This is a genomic window from Acinetobacter sp. ANC 4636, assembly GCF_054454555.1.
Window position 1 is genome coordinate 192,322 of the sequence record NZ_JBTKVD010000006.1, and the last position, 15,627, is coordinate 207,948.

Here is a 15,627-nt window from a genome sequence, read left to right on the forward strand (position 1 = left end):
TTTTATAATTTTTTAACTAGATTGTTGATATATTCTACAAGGGTCTTCTTTTTTCTAAAAGAAAGAATAAGAGCTATTCGTGTTTGAATATCTTGCCATATTTTATAAGCATTTTTAGTAAATCGGTTTTCCTTATATTGGGCAAGAAATGCTTGGCGATTTTGATCGACAGCTTCAATAGTGCTGTCATTTTCGCCACCTTGTTCAAAGAAATAATAATATGGAATTTCAGATTGTTCTGAGAGTAAATATTTCCAGTCATCGGCAACCGTAGTTTTTGCCAGCATTTTTCTGACCAGTTTTCCTGCTTCATTCGGAGTAATACTATAGGCACATGCCATCGTATATTGATAACGAGAACCAAGCATATTGAAATAAGTCTGATCTGCTGAGACATAGCCTAAAATGCGGGTACGGGCTTTTTTAGAATGCCCACTCAGAAAAATAAACTCGGCAGGATTGTTCAGTATGCTATGTAATTGTGCTGTATGTTGGTGATGTGCAGCGAGATAAACATCATCCTCAATAATCACTACACGATCATAAGCTGCATAGCGTTGCTCTGAAATGCGTTGCCACAAAAATAAGTGACTGAGCATACAACCGATTTCGCCTGTGCTCATTGGGCGTTTACACTGACCCGCTTGTTCACGTGCAATATTGATCAGTGCAAGTGTTTCAGCAGTCAAGTCTTTACCATAAATCGCATCAAAAAACTCAAGTTCAATTTCAATATCAGAAACTGCTTGGCGTAATTTGATAAATTCAAGCTCTATCGCTTTGCGACGTTCTAAGCTTTGTTTGAGAGAAATACAAATAAATAGAACTTTCGCGGACTTAGACATGAGTGATACGTTGCCCTTTAGCATAGATTTCAGCTTGCCAAGGAGAATTTAATGGCTGCTGATCAATCAAATTTAACCATTGTTGCAGAATATACTTGGCTTCAAAAATTGAATGTGCAAGTGCATAACCACGTTGTGCAATTTCAACAGCTTTTTCAGGATGCTGCTGATAGTATTTTAATTTCTCAAGTAAATCAGAAGTATCTTGAAAATATACCACGCTATCTTCAGGAAATAATTCTGCCAGACCTGGTGTTTGGGCGGTAAAGACTAAACATCCCATTCCTGTAAGCTGAGCAAGACGGTCACTACTATACATATAAATATCATTATACTTTGAGTAGTTAATGCCCATTAAACTGTTGCGGACAGAAGCTTGATATTCATGCCCAAATAAAGACGGTTGTCCTAAACATGCACCAAGCTTAAATTTGAACTCAGGAAGTTGCTCGGTTAAATGGCTAATAAATTGCTCACGTTCAGGATATTTGCTATTTGAACCGCAGAAAATACAGTCATAGTCAAATTTGAGCCAGTCTTCACGCGCATATTCAATCGAATGTAAACTCAGGTTTGGCGTAAATGCAAATACAGGATGATCACAGACTTCAGATAAATTTTGTAAGTGCTGTCCAGCCGTTGTAACAAAGACATGATCGACTTCACTATGCATTTCTTTGAAATGGTCAAGACGGTGCGGTTCGTTGATTGGATCAACAAACCACATGGCAACTTTGGCTTGGTGAATCGCTTTAAGTTGCTTGAGTAATTCTTTTGGTAAATGGATATGCCCAATTAAAATCAGGTCAAAGTGAACATTTTGACAAAGTTCAATCAGTTGCTGATGGGTCTTTTTATGAGATAGAGATGTTGTATTAAAAATATTACTTTTTCTGACCATGTATTTATAGTCAAAGGCATGTACATAGTGCCCAAGCTCAATTAAACCATGTTGAATCTTGGCATCGGTGTTGTAAAACATTGAGCCATTATTGTCAGTTTTGAAATTTGCAATATGCAAGATTTTTAAAGATGAATGGCGCAATGTTACTGTTCCATAATAAGAAGATGAACAAGAATCTAGGTTTTACTGATTATCTGCATTACCCTTCAGCACCATATAAATAAGTGCACAGAAAATGAGTAGGGCAGCAGATAAGCTGCTGAAACAGAAGTATAAAACACGTTGGCTTGTGGTGATGTTCATAAGCTGATTATGAATAATATAGTTCATAATGCCCCATTGGGCTAAAGAAAACACAATCACCACCAAGGAACGACGGCGGACTTCTGGACGCATAGCCATGGTTTTCACCTGATATAAAAAAAGCACTTTATTATGCCACTGTTAAGAATTGAGCTCAAATGAATAAAAATAATTGACTGAAGGCAATACAGATTCATATAAATTTCTAGCCGAGTTTTCTCAATCACCAGATCTACGCACTAAAATTTAAGTTATTGATTGCTTGCGATAAATATTAATATTGCCGTAACAATTTCTGAAACGCTTGTACGACCAGATGTATTGTTCGGGAGCGGTATTAACCATCTCTTGCATGGTGAGATTCAAACTATCGACAGACTGCTGTAAATCTTTCGAGAGAATGGTTTGCGGTAATTCGGTGCAATGCACATCAAAGCTCGACAGTTCACTATTCCGGATACAGCTTAAACCGATCACATTACATTGAGTCTGAGCCGCCATTTTAGATACCAAGGTTGCTGACAATGTATTTTGTTGAAAAAACAGAGAATAAATTCCACCAGATGGTTTTGGTAAATGATCGGGTAAAACCACGGTGAGACCGCCCTGTTTAAGATGTTTAAAAATCTGGCGTATGCCTACTTTATCTGTTGGCACTAAGGTCGCATTAAATTTTTGGCGTGCATCCAAAATATAGCGATTCATTCCCTTGGTTTTGCTGGGTTTATACATAATCATCGGTTGTGTATATATGTTTAGCCATGCGTTTAAGAGTTCCCAACAACCAAAATGAGGAATAACTACAATGACGCCTTTTTTATTGGCTAAAGCCTTTTCTAACAGATCGGCACCATGAACATTCTTGAGTAAGTCAAGGCTATATTGAGGTGGCATTCCCCAGCATTTCACAAATTCGATATATGTCAGACATTGGCTTTGGATACTCAGGCGAATGCGTTCTTGTAGAACAGTCTGCTCAAGTTCTGGATAAGCCAACTCCAGATTAATCGTGGTAATCCGTTTGATGGAGGAGTTGGTGTGGAAGAGGATATAAGCAGCCCAAGTCGCGATTTTTTGTAAAAATGGCAGTGGAAAAATTGCAATAAATTTGAGTAATAAATAAATAGCCATATTTTGATTCAAGAATCTTTTTAAAAGATATGGTGAGAGAAAATTTTGCAAAGAAACTTAAAAATCTAAGAGAGATAAAATCAAAAAGAGATGAGCATCTTAAAAACAAAATAAATTGATCAATAGAATAATTAGAGCAGAAACCGTTGCAGCAGAATATAGACTATCGCCGCGTACTGTAAGCGTGATTGGGGAAAAATTCAAAAGGAAATTTGAAACCCGATTGTTAAAAGTGGCATTTTTTAAGAAGAATTTCTATGTATTCAAAGAAAAAACCCTGCACGAGGCAGGGTTTTTTTAGCGAAGTCAAAGATTAAGCTTCTTTCGCTTCAGCTTTTGGTTTTTCACGTAAACGAATACCTAAATCACGCAATTGATTCGCTTCAACTGGTGCAGGGGCTTGAGTCAATGGACATTCAGCAGTTTTAGTTTTCGGGAATGCAATCACATCACGAATTGAAGAAGCGCCAGTCATGAGCATAACAAGACGGTCTAAACCAAATGCCAAACCACCGTGCGGAGGTGCACCATATTTCAACGCATTTAACAAGAAGCTGAATTTTTCTTCGGCTTCTTCTTCGCTAATACCCAACGCTTCAAAAATGGCTTTTTGCATTTCTAAAGTATAGATACGAAGTGAACCACCACCGATTTCAGTACCGTTCAAGACCATGTCATACGCTACAGACAATGCTTCGCCGGGGTTGTTTTTAACCTCTTCAACGGAAGATTTTGGTAGCGTGAATGGATGGTGAACAGACGTCCATTTGCCATCGTCAGTTTCTTCGAACATTGGGAAATCAATAACCCAAAGTGGCGCCCACTCGCAAGTTGCAAGTTTAAGGTCATGACCAATTTTCACACGAAGTGCGCCCATTGCGTCATTTACAACTTTGGCTTTGTCTGCACCGAAGAATACGATGTCGCCATTTTCAGCACCAACACGTTTCAACAAATCAAGCACGATTGGCTCGATGAATTTCACGATTGGAGATTGAAGGCCTTCGATACCTTTTTCAAGTTCGTTGACTTTGATATAAGCCAAGCCTTTTGCACCGTAGATGCTTACGAATTTGGTGTATTCATCGATAGCACTACGTGGAAGTGAACCTGCGCTTGGAACGCGTAAAGCCACAATACGACCTTTAGGATCTTTAGCAGGACCTGCGAAAACCTTGAATTCAACGTCTTGCATCAAGTCTGCAACGTCAACCAGTTTCAACGGAATACGCATATCTGGTTTGTCAGATGCATAGTCACGCATTGCATCGGCATAGGTCATACGTTCAAATTTGTCGAATTGAACATTCAACAATTCTTTAAACATTTTAACTGTTAAGCCTTCCATCAAATCCATGATGTCATCGTCACTCATGAACGATGTTTCAACGTCGATTTGGGTAAATTCAGGCTGACGGTCTGCACGCAAGTCTTCGTCACGGAAACATTTTGCGATTTGGTAATAACGGTCAATACCACCGACCATCAACAACTGTTTGAACAATTGTGGTGACTGTGGAAGCGCATAAAAGCTACCATTTGAAACACGGCTTGGAACGAGATAGTCGCGCGCACCTTCTGGGGTTGCACGTGTCAAGATCGGTGTTTCAACGTCTAGGAAACCGTGATCTTCAAAGTAGTTACGGATCAGGTTAGTGACTTTAGAACGGAAACGTAAACGATCTAGCATTTCAGGACGACGGATGTCCAAGAAACGGTATTTCAAACGAATTTCTTCAGAAATGTTGGTGTTTTCGTCATTCAGTGGGAATGGAGGTGTTTCAGAAGCAGCAAGAACTTCAATCTCTTTACCCAAAACTTCGATTTGACCGCTCACCATATTGGCATTTTCTGTGCCTGCATAACGGCGGCGGACACGACCTGTAATTTTTAATACAAATTCAGAACGTGCTTTATCTGCTGTTGCGAAAGCTTCAGGAGTATCTGGGTCAATAACCACTTGCACAAGACCATCACGGTCACGCATATCAAGGAAGATCACACCACCGTGATCGCGACGACGGTGTACCCAACCGCAGAGGGTCACGGTTTGGTCAATTTGGGCTTCGGTTAAAGAACCGCAGTAATGAGTTCGCATCATGTTTTTTAAATCCAAACTATATTGGCAATAGGAGCGTATACGTAAACAGCGTACCGCGAATCAATCAGCGATTATGCCCTTTTAGGTCATGTTGCTCAAGGTTTAGTGCGAAAAAACCATCGCCAAGACATGTTAATGTGGTGGTAACGATCTCTTAGCAGGTTGAATTTGTGAATATTTCCATAAAAACAAGCCACAACCAATGCTAAAACACAGCAGCCAACCTTGTACAAAGGCTTTAAAACTCCGTCCGATCAGTTCATCGTTATTTTCCCCAAACTCAAAATGATGCGATAGATAAACACTCAGCATGCCAATGCCACAGAGTAATGCGCAAGCATATAAACGTTGTAAAAATTGTCGTTGAGCGAACGATGGTAATCTGGAGTTTTGCCGATATTTGGCGATATAACGCTTTGACCAAATCCATAGCCAAGGCAAAGCAAACAAAGATGTACTGATTTGTAAGATGTAATGCAGTGGGTAACTGTGTTGTTTAAAAATTTCAACTGGCTGCTGTAAAAAATCGCGTGCAAACCATGTGCGGACGTCTAGATGGGTGAAGCTGTCCCAAAAGAAATGGCTGATTGTTCCCAGTAAAATAGCACAAATGGTTGTTATGAAAAATTTGAGGCTGTATTGAGGACGTGGTGCGATGAGCCCCAAACCTGTAAAAATCACAGGGCGGTACAAACCATACCATAAGCCCGAAAAGAATAGACCAATAAGTAGATCAGGGAAAATCAAGCCTTGCCATAAATGACTGATCATCACGTTCTGTTGGGTAAATAGGCGAAACAGGTCTGGGGTCATACAACCAATGCCTGTTGCAGCAAGTGGAAACTGCCGCTGACTGAGTCGATAGATCGCAGGTGCAAACAACATGTGCGACACAGTAAATGCCATAATAATAATTTAGGAATAGAAAAGTAAAATTTTAACGGAATTCCAGATAAAGCACGAATGAGTCTTGTAAATAAAGAGATACGTTATAATATAACAACAAATTTAGCACTGGATGCCTACAATGCCTTTTAAGAAACATGTGTTTGCTCTTTCCATTTTATCGCTGGCGATTCAACACGTCATGGCACAAGATGCACCTGTGGAAGAAAGTGATTTACCTACTATTCAGGTTCATGTCACTAAAAAACCAAAAGTAAATTCAACTGCTGGTGATGTTGTTGTCGATCAGAAAACCTTGATTGAAGGCGCAACTACGATTGGTAATGCTTTAAATGGTCAGGCGGGGGTTTATTCGGCACAGTACACAGGCGGGGTGAGTCGCCCTGTGATTCGTGGACAAGATGGGGCACGTGTCAAAATTACCCAAAATGGTGGCGATGCGCTGGATGTTTCTTCAGTGTCACCTGACCATGCAGTGACGGTAGATCCGAATTCGGCACAGGAAATTCAGATTCTTAAAGGCCCTGAAGCTTTGTTGTATGCTGCGGGATCTGTCGGTGGTTTGATCAATGTGGTGGATGACAAGATTCCAGCGAAAATGCCTGAAGGAGGCTATAGCGGTCGTGCAGGCGTGCGCTATAACTCAGGCAGTGATGAACTGCTGTATTCTGGCAATGCCACGATTGGATTAGGCGATCAGTTTGCGCTGCGTTTGGGTGGCTTAAAACGCGATGCCAATAACTATATCTTGCCAAAAGATCTGCAAAGCGAAGATCGTCGTCAGGACAGCACTTTTGCAGATTCCAAAGACTACAATGTGGGCCTGTCGTGGATTTATGATCGTGGATATACAGGAATTTCCTTTAGCCAGCGTCATGACCAATATGGTATTCCTGCCGATAACGAACTTTATAGTACCTGTGAGCGCAGCGGCAACAGTTTAGTCGGTTGCGGTACAGCAGTGGCTGGTGGGGATGATGCACAAGGCTGGATTAACTTAAAGGAAAAACGCTACGACATTAAAACTGAGTTGAAAGATCCATTTGCAGGTTTTAACAAATTGTCGGCTCAAGCCAACTATACCGATTATCAACATACTGAAATGGCGGGTGATACTCCAGACACTCGCTTTAGCAGTAAAGGGACAGATGCGCGGATTACCTTGAGCAACAACCCGTGGGCGGGCTGGACAGGGCAAATTGGAACACAGTTTACCCAGCAAAAACTCAGTATCAATGGTGATGAATCGTTGATGAATCCGAACACCACCAAAAAATACAGCCTATTTGCGTTACAACAAAAGCGGCTCAATAATCTGAATTTTGAAGTGTCATCGCGGATTGACCAGCAAAATATCAATATTGATTCCACCCAAAAAGACTACAGTGGTACAGCTTATTCGCTTGCAGGTTCAACCAGTTGGGAGTTTATTCCAAACTATAAGCTGTCACTGACTGCATCGCATCAAGAACGTCTACCCGTTGCTCAGGAGTTATATTCTGATGGCAAGCACATGGCGACCAATACCTATGAATTGGGCAATGACAATTTAAATAAAGAGAAATCCAATAATCTTGAATTGGGGCTGCACTTTAACAATGACCGTTTGAAATATAACGTTAGCGTGTTCCAGAACTGGTTTGATAACTTTATTTATGCCAAAACGCTCGATCAATATCAGGATTTTCGTTTGATTCAATATAGTCAGGCACAAGCGCGTTTTTATGGTGTTGATGCGGACTTGAGTTATCAGCTTTCACCTGTCTGGAATGCAGGTCTGTTTGGTGACTATGTGCGTGGCAAACTCGATAATCAAGGCAATGCACCACGTATTCCGGGGGGGCGTTTAGGGACACGTTTTAAAGCAGACTTTGGTGATGGCTACTCAGCAACAGCAGAGTATTATCATGTGTTTAATCAGGATGATATTGCCAATTATGAAACTGCCACCAAAGGCTACAACATGTTAAATCTGGGTTTGGCATATACAGGACAAGTCAACCCGAAAACAGGCTATCGTTTATATGCTCAAGCCAACAACTTGCTGGATTCCAAAGTCTATCAGCATGAATCGTTCCTTGCCAATGTGCCACAAGTGGGGCGTAACTTTACCGTTGGTGTAGATTTTAACTTCTAAGATGCAGCCGAATTCGTGACAGGAGTGCTTCCCATCACGAAATTACTCTTGAAAAAATCTGAGAGAGAACCTAGCCTGACGCTATTGGGTTAGGTTTATTTTTATGCGCATATTTCACAGAATTAATGATAAGTTACAATGGTCTCCCCGCCATTATGCAGGGCTGCTCGCTGGTATTTTCTTTATTGGCTATGCTTCTTCTGCAGTGTACCATACGGTCAAACCGTTGCCACGCGGGATTGACTATACGGGCGCATTGCAGCATGCCGATGTGCAGTTTTTTGCCGACGAAACTTATGTTGATGCAACAGGAAAAGTACAACAAGATCAGCGTATTTTTAATCAAATGCTGAGTTTGGTTGAGCAGGCTAAGACCACAATTGTCATTGATATGTTTTTGTTTAATGACGAAATGGGCGAACATGCCCAGTCTCAACGACATTTGACACAAGAGCTCACACAAGCGCTGATTAGAAAGCGCATTCAATCTCCAAATATCGAAATTAAAGTCATTACCGACCCGATCAACTCGGTGTATGGTGGGCTTGCACCTGAACACTATCGCAAGTTGCGTCAGGCAGGTGTTGATGTGATTGAAACCAATCTAACACCGCTACGAACACCGAATCCTATATGGTCTGGTTTCTGGTATCTGTGCTGTCAGAGTGCAGGCAATAATCCGCAAGCAGGCTGGTTACCGAATCCATTTGGACAAGGCAAGGTGACGCTGCGCAGTTATTTTAACTTGCTGAATTTTAAAGCTAATCATCGTAAAACGATTGTAGTCGATACCGATCAGGGCTGGAAAGGTTTGGTGACCTCGGCCAATCCGCATGATGGGAGTTCACATCATGACAATGTCGCTTTACTGGTATCAGGCCCCGTGGCTGTCGATATTTTAAACTCAGAGCAACCCGTAGCAGAAATGTCACAAGGGGACATGGGTGTCGTGATTATTGGGCAGCAAGAAGGTGCAAAAAATCTGCCACAGGTTCAGGTGCTCACCGAAGCTGCGATTTATCGGGCAGCACTGAACATGATCAATACCGCAAAACCACAAGATCATATTGATCTGGCGATGTTCTACTTGTCAGAACGCAAAATTATTGATGCTTTGAAACAAGCCAAACGCCGTGGCGTACAGATTCGTGTGTTACTCGATCCGAATAAAGATGCTTTTGGTTTAAAGAAAAACGGAATTCCAAACCGTGAAGTTGCAGCAGAATTGCATGATGCGGGGATTCAGATTCGTTGGAATGACACGCATGGTGAGCAGGCTCACACTAAAATGCTGTTAAAGCACAATGCGACGCAATCTGAGTTGCTACTTGGTTCAGCCAATTTTACCGCACGCAATTTGAAAAACTACAATCTGGAAACTGATTTGCGTGTGATTGGTGCGACACAGACCCCTGTGTTTGTTGACGCACAGCGCTATTTTAATACGGCTTGGGAAAACCTGAATGGTCGCCAAATTAGTGTGGATTACAGCAAGTATGCAGATAGCTCGAAACTGAAATATGCCTTATATCGTTTTATGGAATGGTCAGGGTTGTCGACATTCTAAAGTTTAGGCTTCATTCATCAAGCTCTTGTATTTATGCCTATAGCAGAAAAATAAACAGGCTGTAACGCATGATGCAAGATGCAAGATGCAAACTAAAATAAAAAAAGAGAGGTATATAACCTCTCTTTTTTTGTATTTTAAATCATTAACTTTGAGGTGGAATGAGTTGGTCGAGTGCCTTGTCATCCAGTGATTCGATTTCGCTTAAATCTGTTTTGATTTTCCACTGACTTTCATCATCAACAGGGTTGGGTAAGCGTGCTTCGAGCCAGTCACAAACCACGTCAGGTGAAAAGTCAGCATGGTTGCACTGAATCACCCAAGCCAGAAAGTCTTTGGCTTCACCATTCATATACGGTGGTGGCGATACTGGCAGAAACTGGGTTGGTAGACGCTCATTGGTGGATAAGTAATTCAAAACATGTCCAAGTTCCTGTACGGTTTGCCAAGCTAAAGGATGCTCAAGATCAATAAAAAACTTAAACCACCATGCATGTTGTCCATCATCACCATGCCCCACAATACGGCTGGTTTGCACACTTGGAACTTTGGCAAAAAATTGCTCTAGACGTTCAAAATTTAAATTAGACACTTTCCTCAGCTCTCTTTTTTCATTTGATCAATATATCTGACAATTATTATGCCAGTTCATCATCCTGAGGCTGTAGTTTTTTGCTGACAGTTTCATTTTTTTCTCTAATTGCTGATGGATAATGCCAAGAAGCATAACGCACAATCAAAATCGCTACTGCCAGAATCAGGATTGAGCTTGTCACAATCAGCAAGTCTAGAGAGGCTTTATGGTCGTGCTGAATTACGGAAATCAGCAGGCGGGTCAGGGCGGTAATTGCAACATAAATCAGAAAACGAACAGGCATGTGGTTGGTTTTAAAATAAATCCCGACCATTGCTCCAAGTTCTAAATAGATAAATAATAGTAAAATATCATCAATACTGGCGTAGTTTTTTTCAGTAAAAATACCAATAGTGGTGTGCACGGCTGACCATGCGATCATACAGCCAATAATAAACAAGGCCAGATAATGAAAACTTTCAACAGCCAAATGACCAATACGATCTAAGAATGGTTGAACTTGATCGATCTTATCTTTGGGAGTGGGCATGAGATGACACCTTTATTCGATCTATTGTTAGATTAAGTTATCATCATGCAAAATTCATGACAAATCATAAAATAAAAAAATGCCTGATGAATCAGGCATTTTTTTAGAATGGAAGCAAATTATTGCTCAGTGAAGTAAGCAGGGTCAAATTGCATCATCACGCTTGAGCCAGCATTAATCTTGGCAAAACGGCTGTTGAGCTCAGGTAAAACTTTTTCAATATAATATTGGGCAAGACGCAGTTTGTTGGCATAAAACTCGCCTTGTTTTTGCTGTGCCACATGCGCAATTTTGGCAAACATATAGGCAAAGCTGAGTAGACCCACCACATGCAAATAATCAACCGCAACGGCATTGGCAAAGTCTGGGTCTTCTTGGGCTTGTTCAATCACACGTTGGGTGATGGCTTCAACTTCAAGACATGCATCGAGAGTCAAGTCTTTAATAAAATTAAGCTCGATATCGAGGTCATGTACAAAATTACGGATTTCTTCAATGTATTCATATAAGAATTCGCCTTTGTTTTTAATGACCTTACGACCGATTAAATCTTGGGACTGAATACCATTGGTTCCCTCATAAATCTGGGCAATCCGCAGATCACGCACACATTGTTCCATGCCCCATTCAGCGATATAACCATGTCCACCAAAACACATTTGCGCATCGAGTACGGCATTAAAAGCCGTATCGGTTAAATACGCTTTAGCAATTGGGGTGAGCAGGGCAACACGGTTATTGGCTTTGCGAACAGCTTCGGCATCGGTTGAGAACTTGGTAATGTCGAGTTGTTGTCCCACATAGACCGCAAAGGCACGTGAGGCTTCGTTGTTGGCGCGGGCATTGAGTAACATGCGGCGTACATCACCATGTACCAAAATACTGTCCGCAGGTTTGTCAGGACTTTTCACGCCTGTAGCGCTGCGACCTTGCAGTCGGTCTGTCGCGTATTGCGCGGCATTTTGGTAGGCAAACTCGGAAGCACCTAAACCCTGAATCCCCATCGACAAACGTTCATAGTTCATCATCACGAACATCGCCGCCAAGCCCTCATTTTCTTTGCCGACCAAAAAGCCTTTGGCAGCATCGAAGTTCATGACGCAGGTGGCTGAAGCTTTGATTCCCATTTTATGTTCGATTGAACCTGGAGTGACATGATTACGCTCGCCCAAAGAGCCATCTGGGTTGACCAGATATTTCGGCACAATAAACAATGAAATTCCGCGTGAGCCCGCAGACGCATTTGGGGTTTTGGCCAACACAAGGTGAATGATGTTTTTCGTGAGGTCGTGGTCACCACCTGTAATGAAAATCTTGGTGCCTGTGATGTTGTAGCTACCATCGGCATTGGGTTCAGCTTTGGTTTTAATGATTCCCAAATCCGTGCCTGCGTGTGGTTCTGTCAAACACATGGTGCCTGACCATTCACCCGAGTAGATTTTTGGCAAATAGGTTTCTTTTTGCTCTTGTGAAGCATAGTTGACCAGTGCCATACCTGCACCTACAGAGAGTAGTGGATACAGCATAAAGGCAGGATTGGTCGCAAAAATCATTTCATCTGAAAGTACAGTCAGCATTTTTGGCATGCTTTGACCGCCCCATTCTTCATCGGCACTTAAACCAATCCAGCCACCTTCGGCATATTGTTGAAATGCGGCTTGAAAACCTTCTGGCGTAGACACTTTGCCATCAGCATAGCGAGCGCCGTGTTCATCACCACTACGGTTGAGTGGCAGGGTGATATTTTTGGCAAATTTCGCCATTTCTTCTAAAATTGCCTCGGCAGTTGCAGCATCTAAATGTGCCAGCTTTTCATTGCTTTGCCAAAACTGTTCTGCATCAAAGACCTCATTTAAAATAAACCGCATATCGGCAAGTGGGGCATTATAGATTGGCATTGTTGTTCACCTGTTTTTTGTGTTTGTTTTAACTCTAGCAATTTTTATAGTGATGGATTGTGTATCGCCACCAGAATATCGTTGCAAGACATTTCATAAAAAAGGCTGCACAGTGGCAGCCTTTTTTCTGTGCATTAGAATGCAAAGTGTTCGGCATCCAGACTCATCAGAGGTTCTAAGCCGCCTGCAATCACGGCAATATGTCCATGTACGCGTGGTAAGACTTTCTTGAAGTAGAATTGTGCCGTGGTGATTTTGGCTTTGTAAAATTCAACTTCGCTTGCGCCTTGAACCAGTTGTTGCTGAGCAACCACCGCCATGCGTGCCCATAAGTAAGCCAAGGTCACATAGCCTGCAAAGAACAGGTAGTCAACAGCCGCCGCACCAACTTCTTCAGGGTTTTGGCTGGCACGTTCACCAATACGGTTGGTGAGTTGTCCCCATTCTTTATTCAGGCTTGCAAGCGTACCAATCAGCTCTTGCAATTCAGTGTTGTTTGCTTGCTCTTGGGTAAAGTCATAAATGATTTTGGTGAAATCGCGTAGCAATGCACCTTTGGTTTGCAGCACTTTACGACCAAGCAAATCCAGTGCCTGAATTTCGGTTGTACCTTCATACAAACAGGCAATACGGGTATCGCGCACGATTTGTTCCATACCATGTTCGGCAATAAAACCATGCCCACCAAATACCTGAACGCCTTTGTTGGCCGCTTCATAGCCTGTTTCGGTCAAGAAAGCTTTGGCAATCGGTGTGAGCAAAGACAAGATATTATCAGCAAATTCACGTTCTTCACTCGTTGCAGCACGTTCCACCAAATCGGCATATTGAGACAGTAAGTAAACAAGGGCACGACCACCTTCGGCAAAGGCTTTTTGGGTCAAGAGCATGTTACGTACCGCAGGATGCACAATAATTGGGTCGGCTTCTTTTTCAGGCTGTTTTGCCCCAGAAAGCGCGCGCATTGCTAGGCGTTCTTTGGCATACACCAGTGCCCCTTGGAATGATGACTCAGAAGCCGCCAACCCTTGCACCGCGGTGCCAATACGTGCTGTATTCATAAAGGTGAACATACAGTTTAGACCACGGTTTTCAGGGCCAATCAGGTAGCCTGTGGCTTTATCAAAGTTCAAGACACAGGTGGCATTGCCATGAATACCCATTTTATGTTCGATTGAACCACAACGGACATTGTTGCGTTCACCTAGAGATCCGTCAGCATTGACATGGAATTTCGGCACAATAAACAGAGAAATCCCTTTGGTCCCTTTCGGTGCATTCGGTAAGCGTGCCAGTACGATATGCACGATATTTTCAGCCATATCGTGTTCACCTGCGGAGATAAAGATTTTTTCTCCTGAAATCGCATAACTGCCATCTACATTAGGTTCGGCTTTACTGCGAATAATCCCGAGGTCTGAACCTGCATGTGATTCGGTCAGGCACATGGTACCTGTCCATTCACCTGAAACCAGTTTCGGTAAATAGGTATTTTTTTGTTCGTCTGAACCGTGGTCTTCAATGGTACGTACAGCACCATGTGACAGACCAGGATACATGCCCCATGCCCAGTTGGAACTCCCCACCATTTCTGAAATTACAGTGGCTAGCGAGTTTGGCAAACCCTGACCGCCGTATTGTTCTTCTGCTGAAAGGGAAGGAAAGCCCAGTTCAATATATTTTTGATAGGCTTCTTTAAACCCTGTTGGGGTTGTGACGACACCGTCATGCCATGTACAGCCTTCACGATCGCCAATTTGGTTGAGTGGAGACAGTTCATTTTCACAAAAATCTGCGGCAGCCTCTAAATATTGATCAATCAATTCACGGCTAACCGTATCTTGAAATGCAGGCAATTTGGCATAGTGCTGCTCGGCATGTAGCAACTCATGCAAGACAAATTGCATATCACGTAAAGGCGCTTTGTATTGTGGCATGATCATATCCTCTTGTACTGGCAAACCCCAGTTTTATGTCTTTAAAATGTGCCTTTCCCAGCACTTTGTATGGATTACATCGTGCAACAAGTTGCAGTGTTCGACAAGAGCGGAATCGTGGAATCTGTGTGACTATAAAGTCAAATTAAATTGAATTTACTGTAATAAAATATTGAATAATATTGATTTTATATAATAATTTGATGTGCGTTTAGCCAATCGGCTGAGTGACAAACAAAAACGGCAGACCATAGTGATCTGCCATTTTTGTTTGTGGTGATTTATTTTGTCGCAGGTGCAGGCATGGGCATATTTGCCGGATACATTGAATGATCTTTATTCATATTTGCTGGATACATTGGATGGTCTTTATTCATATCAGGTTTAAAGCGTAGTTCGCATGTACCTGTAATGGTTTTATCTTCAAGTTTGACCTGAACTTTAGCACCAACAGTTTGGTTGTTACATGCTTGTTTAAATTGTTCAAGTGCTGCTTGATGTTTGGCCATTTCCTGTTCCGACATATGATGTTGCCAGTGATGGCGATGATGTGGTTCTTGTGAACCTGCTTGCATACCAGCAGGATCATGGTGTTGCATCATGGATTGACAAGCGGTTAGCGTTCCCATGCTGAGCAACGTAGCACTTACTAAAGCAACTTTGGCGAATCGATTCATTTTATTGTCCTTTTTTTGTATACGAAAGTTAAAAAACTTTACTGTGTTAACTTTAACCAACCAACATGAAGGAACAATGGAGAGTTTTTTATCCACA

General features: G+C 42.0%; 13 protein-coding genes. 2 read left to right on the forward strand and 11 right to left on the reverse strand.

Features of this window, described 5'->3' with window-relative positions; all coding sequences use genetic code 11:
* Positions 1–2 precede the first annotated feature (2 nt).
* The 6 genes from ACX1N5_RS08765 to ACX1N5_RS08790 all read right to left on the reverse strand — a co-directional run bounded on the left by ACX1N5_RS08765 (position 3) and on the right by ACX1N5_RS08790 (position 6,178).
* Positions 3–845 carry a glycosyltransferase family 25 protein gene (locus tag ACX1N5_RS08765; RefSeq protein WP_458801374.1) on the reverse strand — a complete coding sequence of 281 codons (843 nt, stop codon included), beginning with the start codon at positions 843–845 and terminating at the stop codon, positions 3–5.
* The gene (locus ACX1N5_RS08770) at positions 838–1,890 is read right to left on the reverse strand and encodes a glycosyltransferase family protein (RefSeq protein ID WP_458801372.1); all 1,053 of its coding nucleotides are present in this window, start codon (positions 1,888–1,890) and stop codon (positions 838–840) included. Before ACX1N5_RS08770 ends, ACX1N5_RS08765 begins: the two co-directional genes overlap by 8 nt.
* Positions 1,891–1,932: 42 nt before the next feature.
* Positions 1,933–2,151, reverse strand: coding sequence for a hypothetical protein (locus ACX1N5_RS08775; protein ID WP_004749707.1), 219 nt, complete (start codon positions 2,149–2,151; stop codon positions 1,933–1,935).
* A 147-nt stretch (positions 2,152–2,298) separates the two neighbouring features.
* Positions 2,299–3,183, reverse strand: a complete 885-nt coding sequence (locus ACX1N5_RS08780; protein WP_131381240.1) for a lysophospholipid acyltransferase family protein — start codon at positions 3,181–3,183, stop codon at positions 2,299–2,301.
* A gap of 313 nt (positions 3,184–3,496) precedes the next feature.
* The gene (gene aspS / locus ACX1N5_RS08785; RefSeq protein ID WP_458801370.1) at positions 3,497–5,284 is read right to left on the reverse strand and encodes an aspartate--tRNA ligase; all 1,788 of its coding nucleotides are present in this window, start codon (positions 5,282–5,284) and stop codon (positions 3,497–3,499) included.
* A 132-nt stretch (positions 5,285–5,416) separates the two neighbouring features.
* A complete protein-coding gene (locus tag ACX1N5_RS08790) occupies positions 5,417–6,178 on the reverse strand; it encodes a DUF4184 family protein (RefSeq protein ID WP_458801368.1) in 762 nt (253 codons plus the stop codon).
* Between the two features lie 133 nt (positions 6,179–6,311).
* On the opposite strand from ACX1N5_RS08790, the gene znuD reads away from it, so the two are divergent.
* The gene (gene znuD, locus ACX1N5_RS08795; protein ID WP_458801366.1) at positions 6,312–8,327 is read left to right on the forward strand and encodes a zinc piracy TonB-dependent receptor ZnuD; all 2,016 of its coding nucleotides are present in this window, start codon (positions 6,312–6,314) and stop codon (positions 8,325–8,327) included.
* 103 nt (positions 8,328–8,430) lie between these two features.
* The gene (locus tag ACX1N5_RS08800; RefSeq protein ID WP_458801364.1) at positions 8,431–9,894 is read left to right on the forward strand and encodes a phospholipase D family protein; all 1,464 of its coding nucleotides are present in this window, start codon (positions 8,431–8,433) and stop codon (positions 9,892–9,894) included.
* 145 nt (positions 9,895–10,039) lie between these two features.
* Here ACX1N5_RS08800 and ACX1N5_RS08805 read toward each other — a convergent pair whose 3' ends face one another.
* The 5 genes from ACX1N5_RS08805 to ACX1N5_RS08825 form a co-directional block, all read right to left on the reverse strand.
* Positions 10,040–10,486, reverse strand: coding sequence for a hypothetical protein (locus ACX1N5_RS08805; RefSeq protein WP_004749700.1), 447 nt, complete (start codon positions 10,484–10,486; stop codon positions 10,040–10,042).
* Positions 10,487–10,532: 46 nt separating this feature from the next.
* A complete protein-coding gene (locus ACX1N5_RS08810; RefSeq protein WP_004749699.1) occupies positions 10,533–11,018 on the reverse strand; it encodes a phosphate-starvation-inducible protein PsiE in 486 nt (161 codons plus the stop codon).
* Positions 11,019–11,137: 119 nt separating this feature from the next.
* The gene (locus ACX1N5_RS08815; protein ID WP_458801361.1) at positions 11,138–12,916 is read right to left on the reverse strand and encodes an acyl-CoA dehydrogenase C-terminal domain-containing protein; all 1,779 of its coding nucleotides are present in this window, start codon (positions 12,914–12,916) and stop codon (positions 11,138–11,140) included.
* 134 nt (positions 12,917–13,050) lie between these two features.
* On the reverse strand, positions 13,051–14,853 hold the full coding sequence (locus tag ACX1N5_RS08820) for an acyl-CoA dehydrogenase C-terminal domain-containing protein (protein WP_458801360.1): 1,803 nt from the start codon (positions 14,851–14,853) through the stop codon (positions 13,051–13,053).
* 281 nt (positions 14,854–15,134) lie between these two features.
* Positions 15,135–15,530 (reverse strand): hypothetical protein, encoded by a 396-nt coding sequence (locus tag ACX1N5_RS08825; protein ID WP_131381228.1) that lies wholly within the window; start codon positions 15,528–15,530, stop codon positions 15,135–15,137.
* Between the last annotated feature and the right edge of the window lie 97 nt (positions 15,531–15,627).

What these genes read in the sequence shown, in the direction of transcription:
- ACX1N5_RS08800 (WP_458801364.1), top strand. Translation starts at nt 8,431, where the DNA reads ATGCGCATATTTCACAGAATTAATGATAAGTTACAATGGTCTCCCCGC.
- ACX1N5_RS08815 (WP_458801361.1), bottom strand. Translation starts at nt 12,916, where the DNA reads ATGCCAATCTATAATGCCCCACTTGCCGATATGCGGTTTATTTTAAAT.
- ACX1N5_RS08810 (WP_004749699.1), bottom strand. Translation starts at nt 11,018, where the DNA reads ATGCCCACTCCCAAAGATAAGATCGATCAAGTTCAACCATTCTTAGAT.
- ACX1N5_RS08765 (WP_458801374.1), bottom strand. Translation starts at nt 845, where the DNA reads ATGTCTAAGTCCGCGAAAGTTCTATTTATTTGTATTTCTCTCAAACAA.
- znuD (WP_458801366.1), top strand. Translation starts at nt 6,312, where the DNA reads ATGCCTTTTAAGAAACATGTGTTTGCTCTTTCCATTTTATCGCTGGCG.
- ACX1N5_RS08780 (WP_131381240.1), bottom strand. Translation starts at nt 3,183, where the DNA reads ATGGCTATTTATTTATTACTCAAATTTATTGCAATTTTTCCACTGCCA.
- aspS (WP_458801370.1), bottom strand. Translation starts at nt 5,284, where the DNA reads ATGATGCGAACTCATTACTGCGGTTCTTTAACCGAAGCCCAAATTGAC.
- ACX1N5_RS08775 (WP_004749707.1), bottom strand. Translation starts at nt 2,151, where the DNA reads ATGGCTATGCGTCCAGAAGTCCGCCGTCGTTCCTTGGTGGTGATTGTG.
- ACX1N5_RS08825 (WP_131381228.1), bottom strand. Translation starts at nt 15,530, where the DNA reads ATGAATCGATTCGCCAAAGTTGCTTTAGTAAGTGCTACGTTGCTCAGC.
- ACX1N5_RS08820 (WP_458801360.1), bottom strand. Translation starts at nt 14,853, where the DNA reads ATGCCACAATACAAAGCGCCTTTACGTGATATGCAATTTGTCTTGCAT.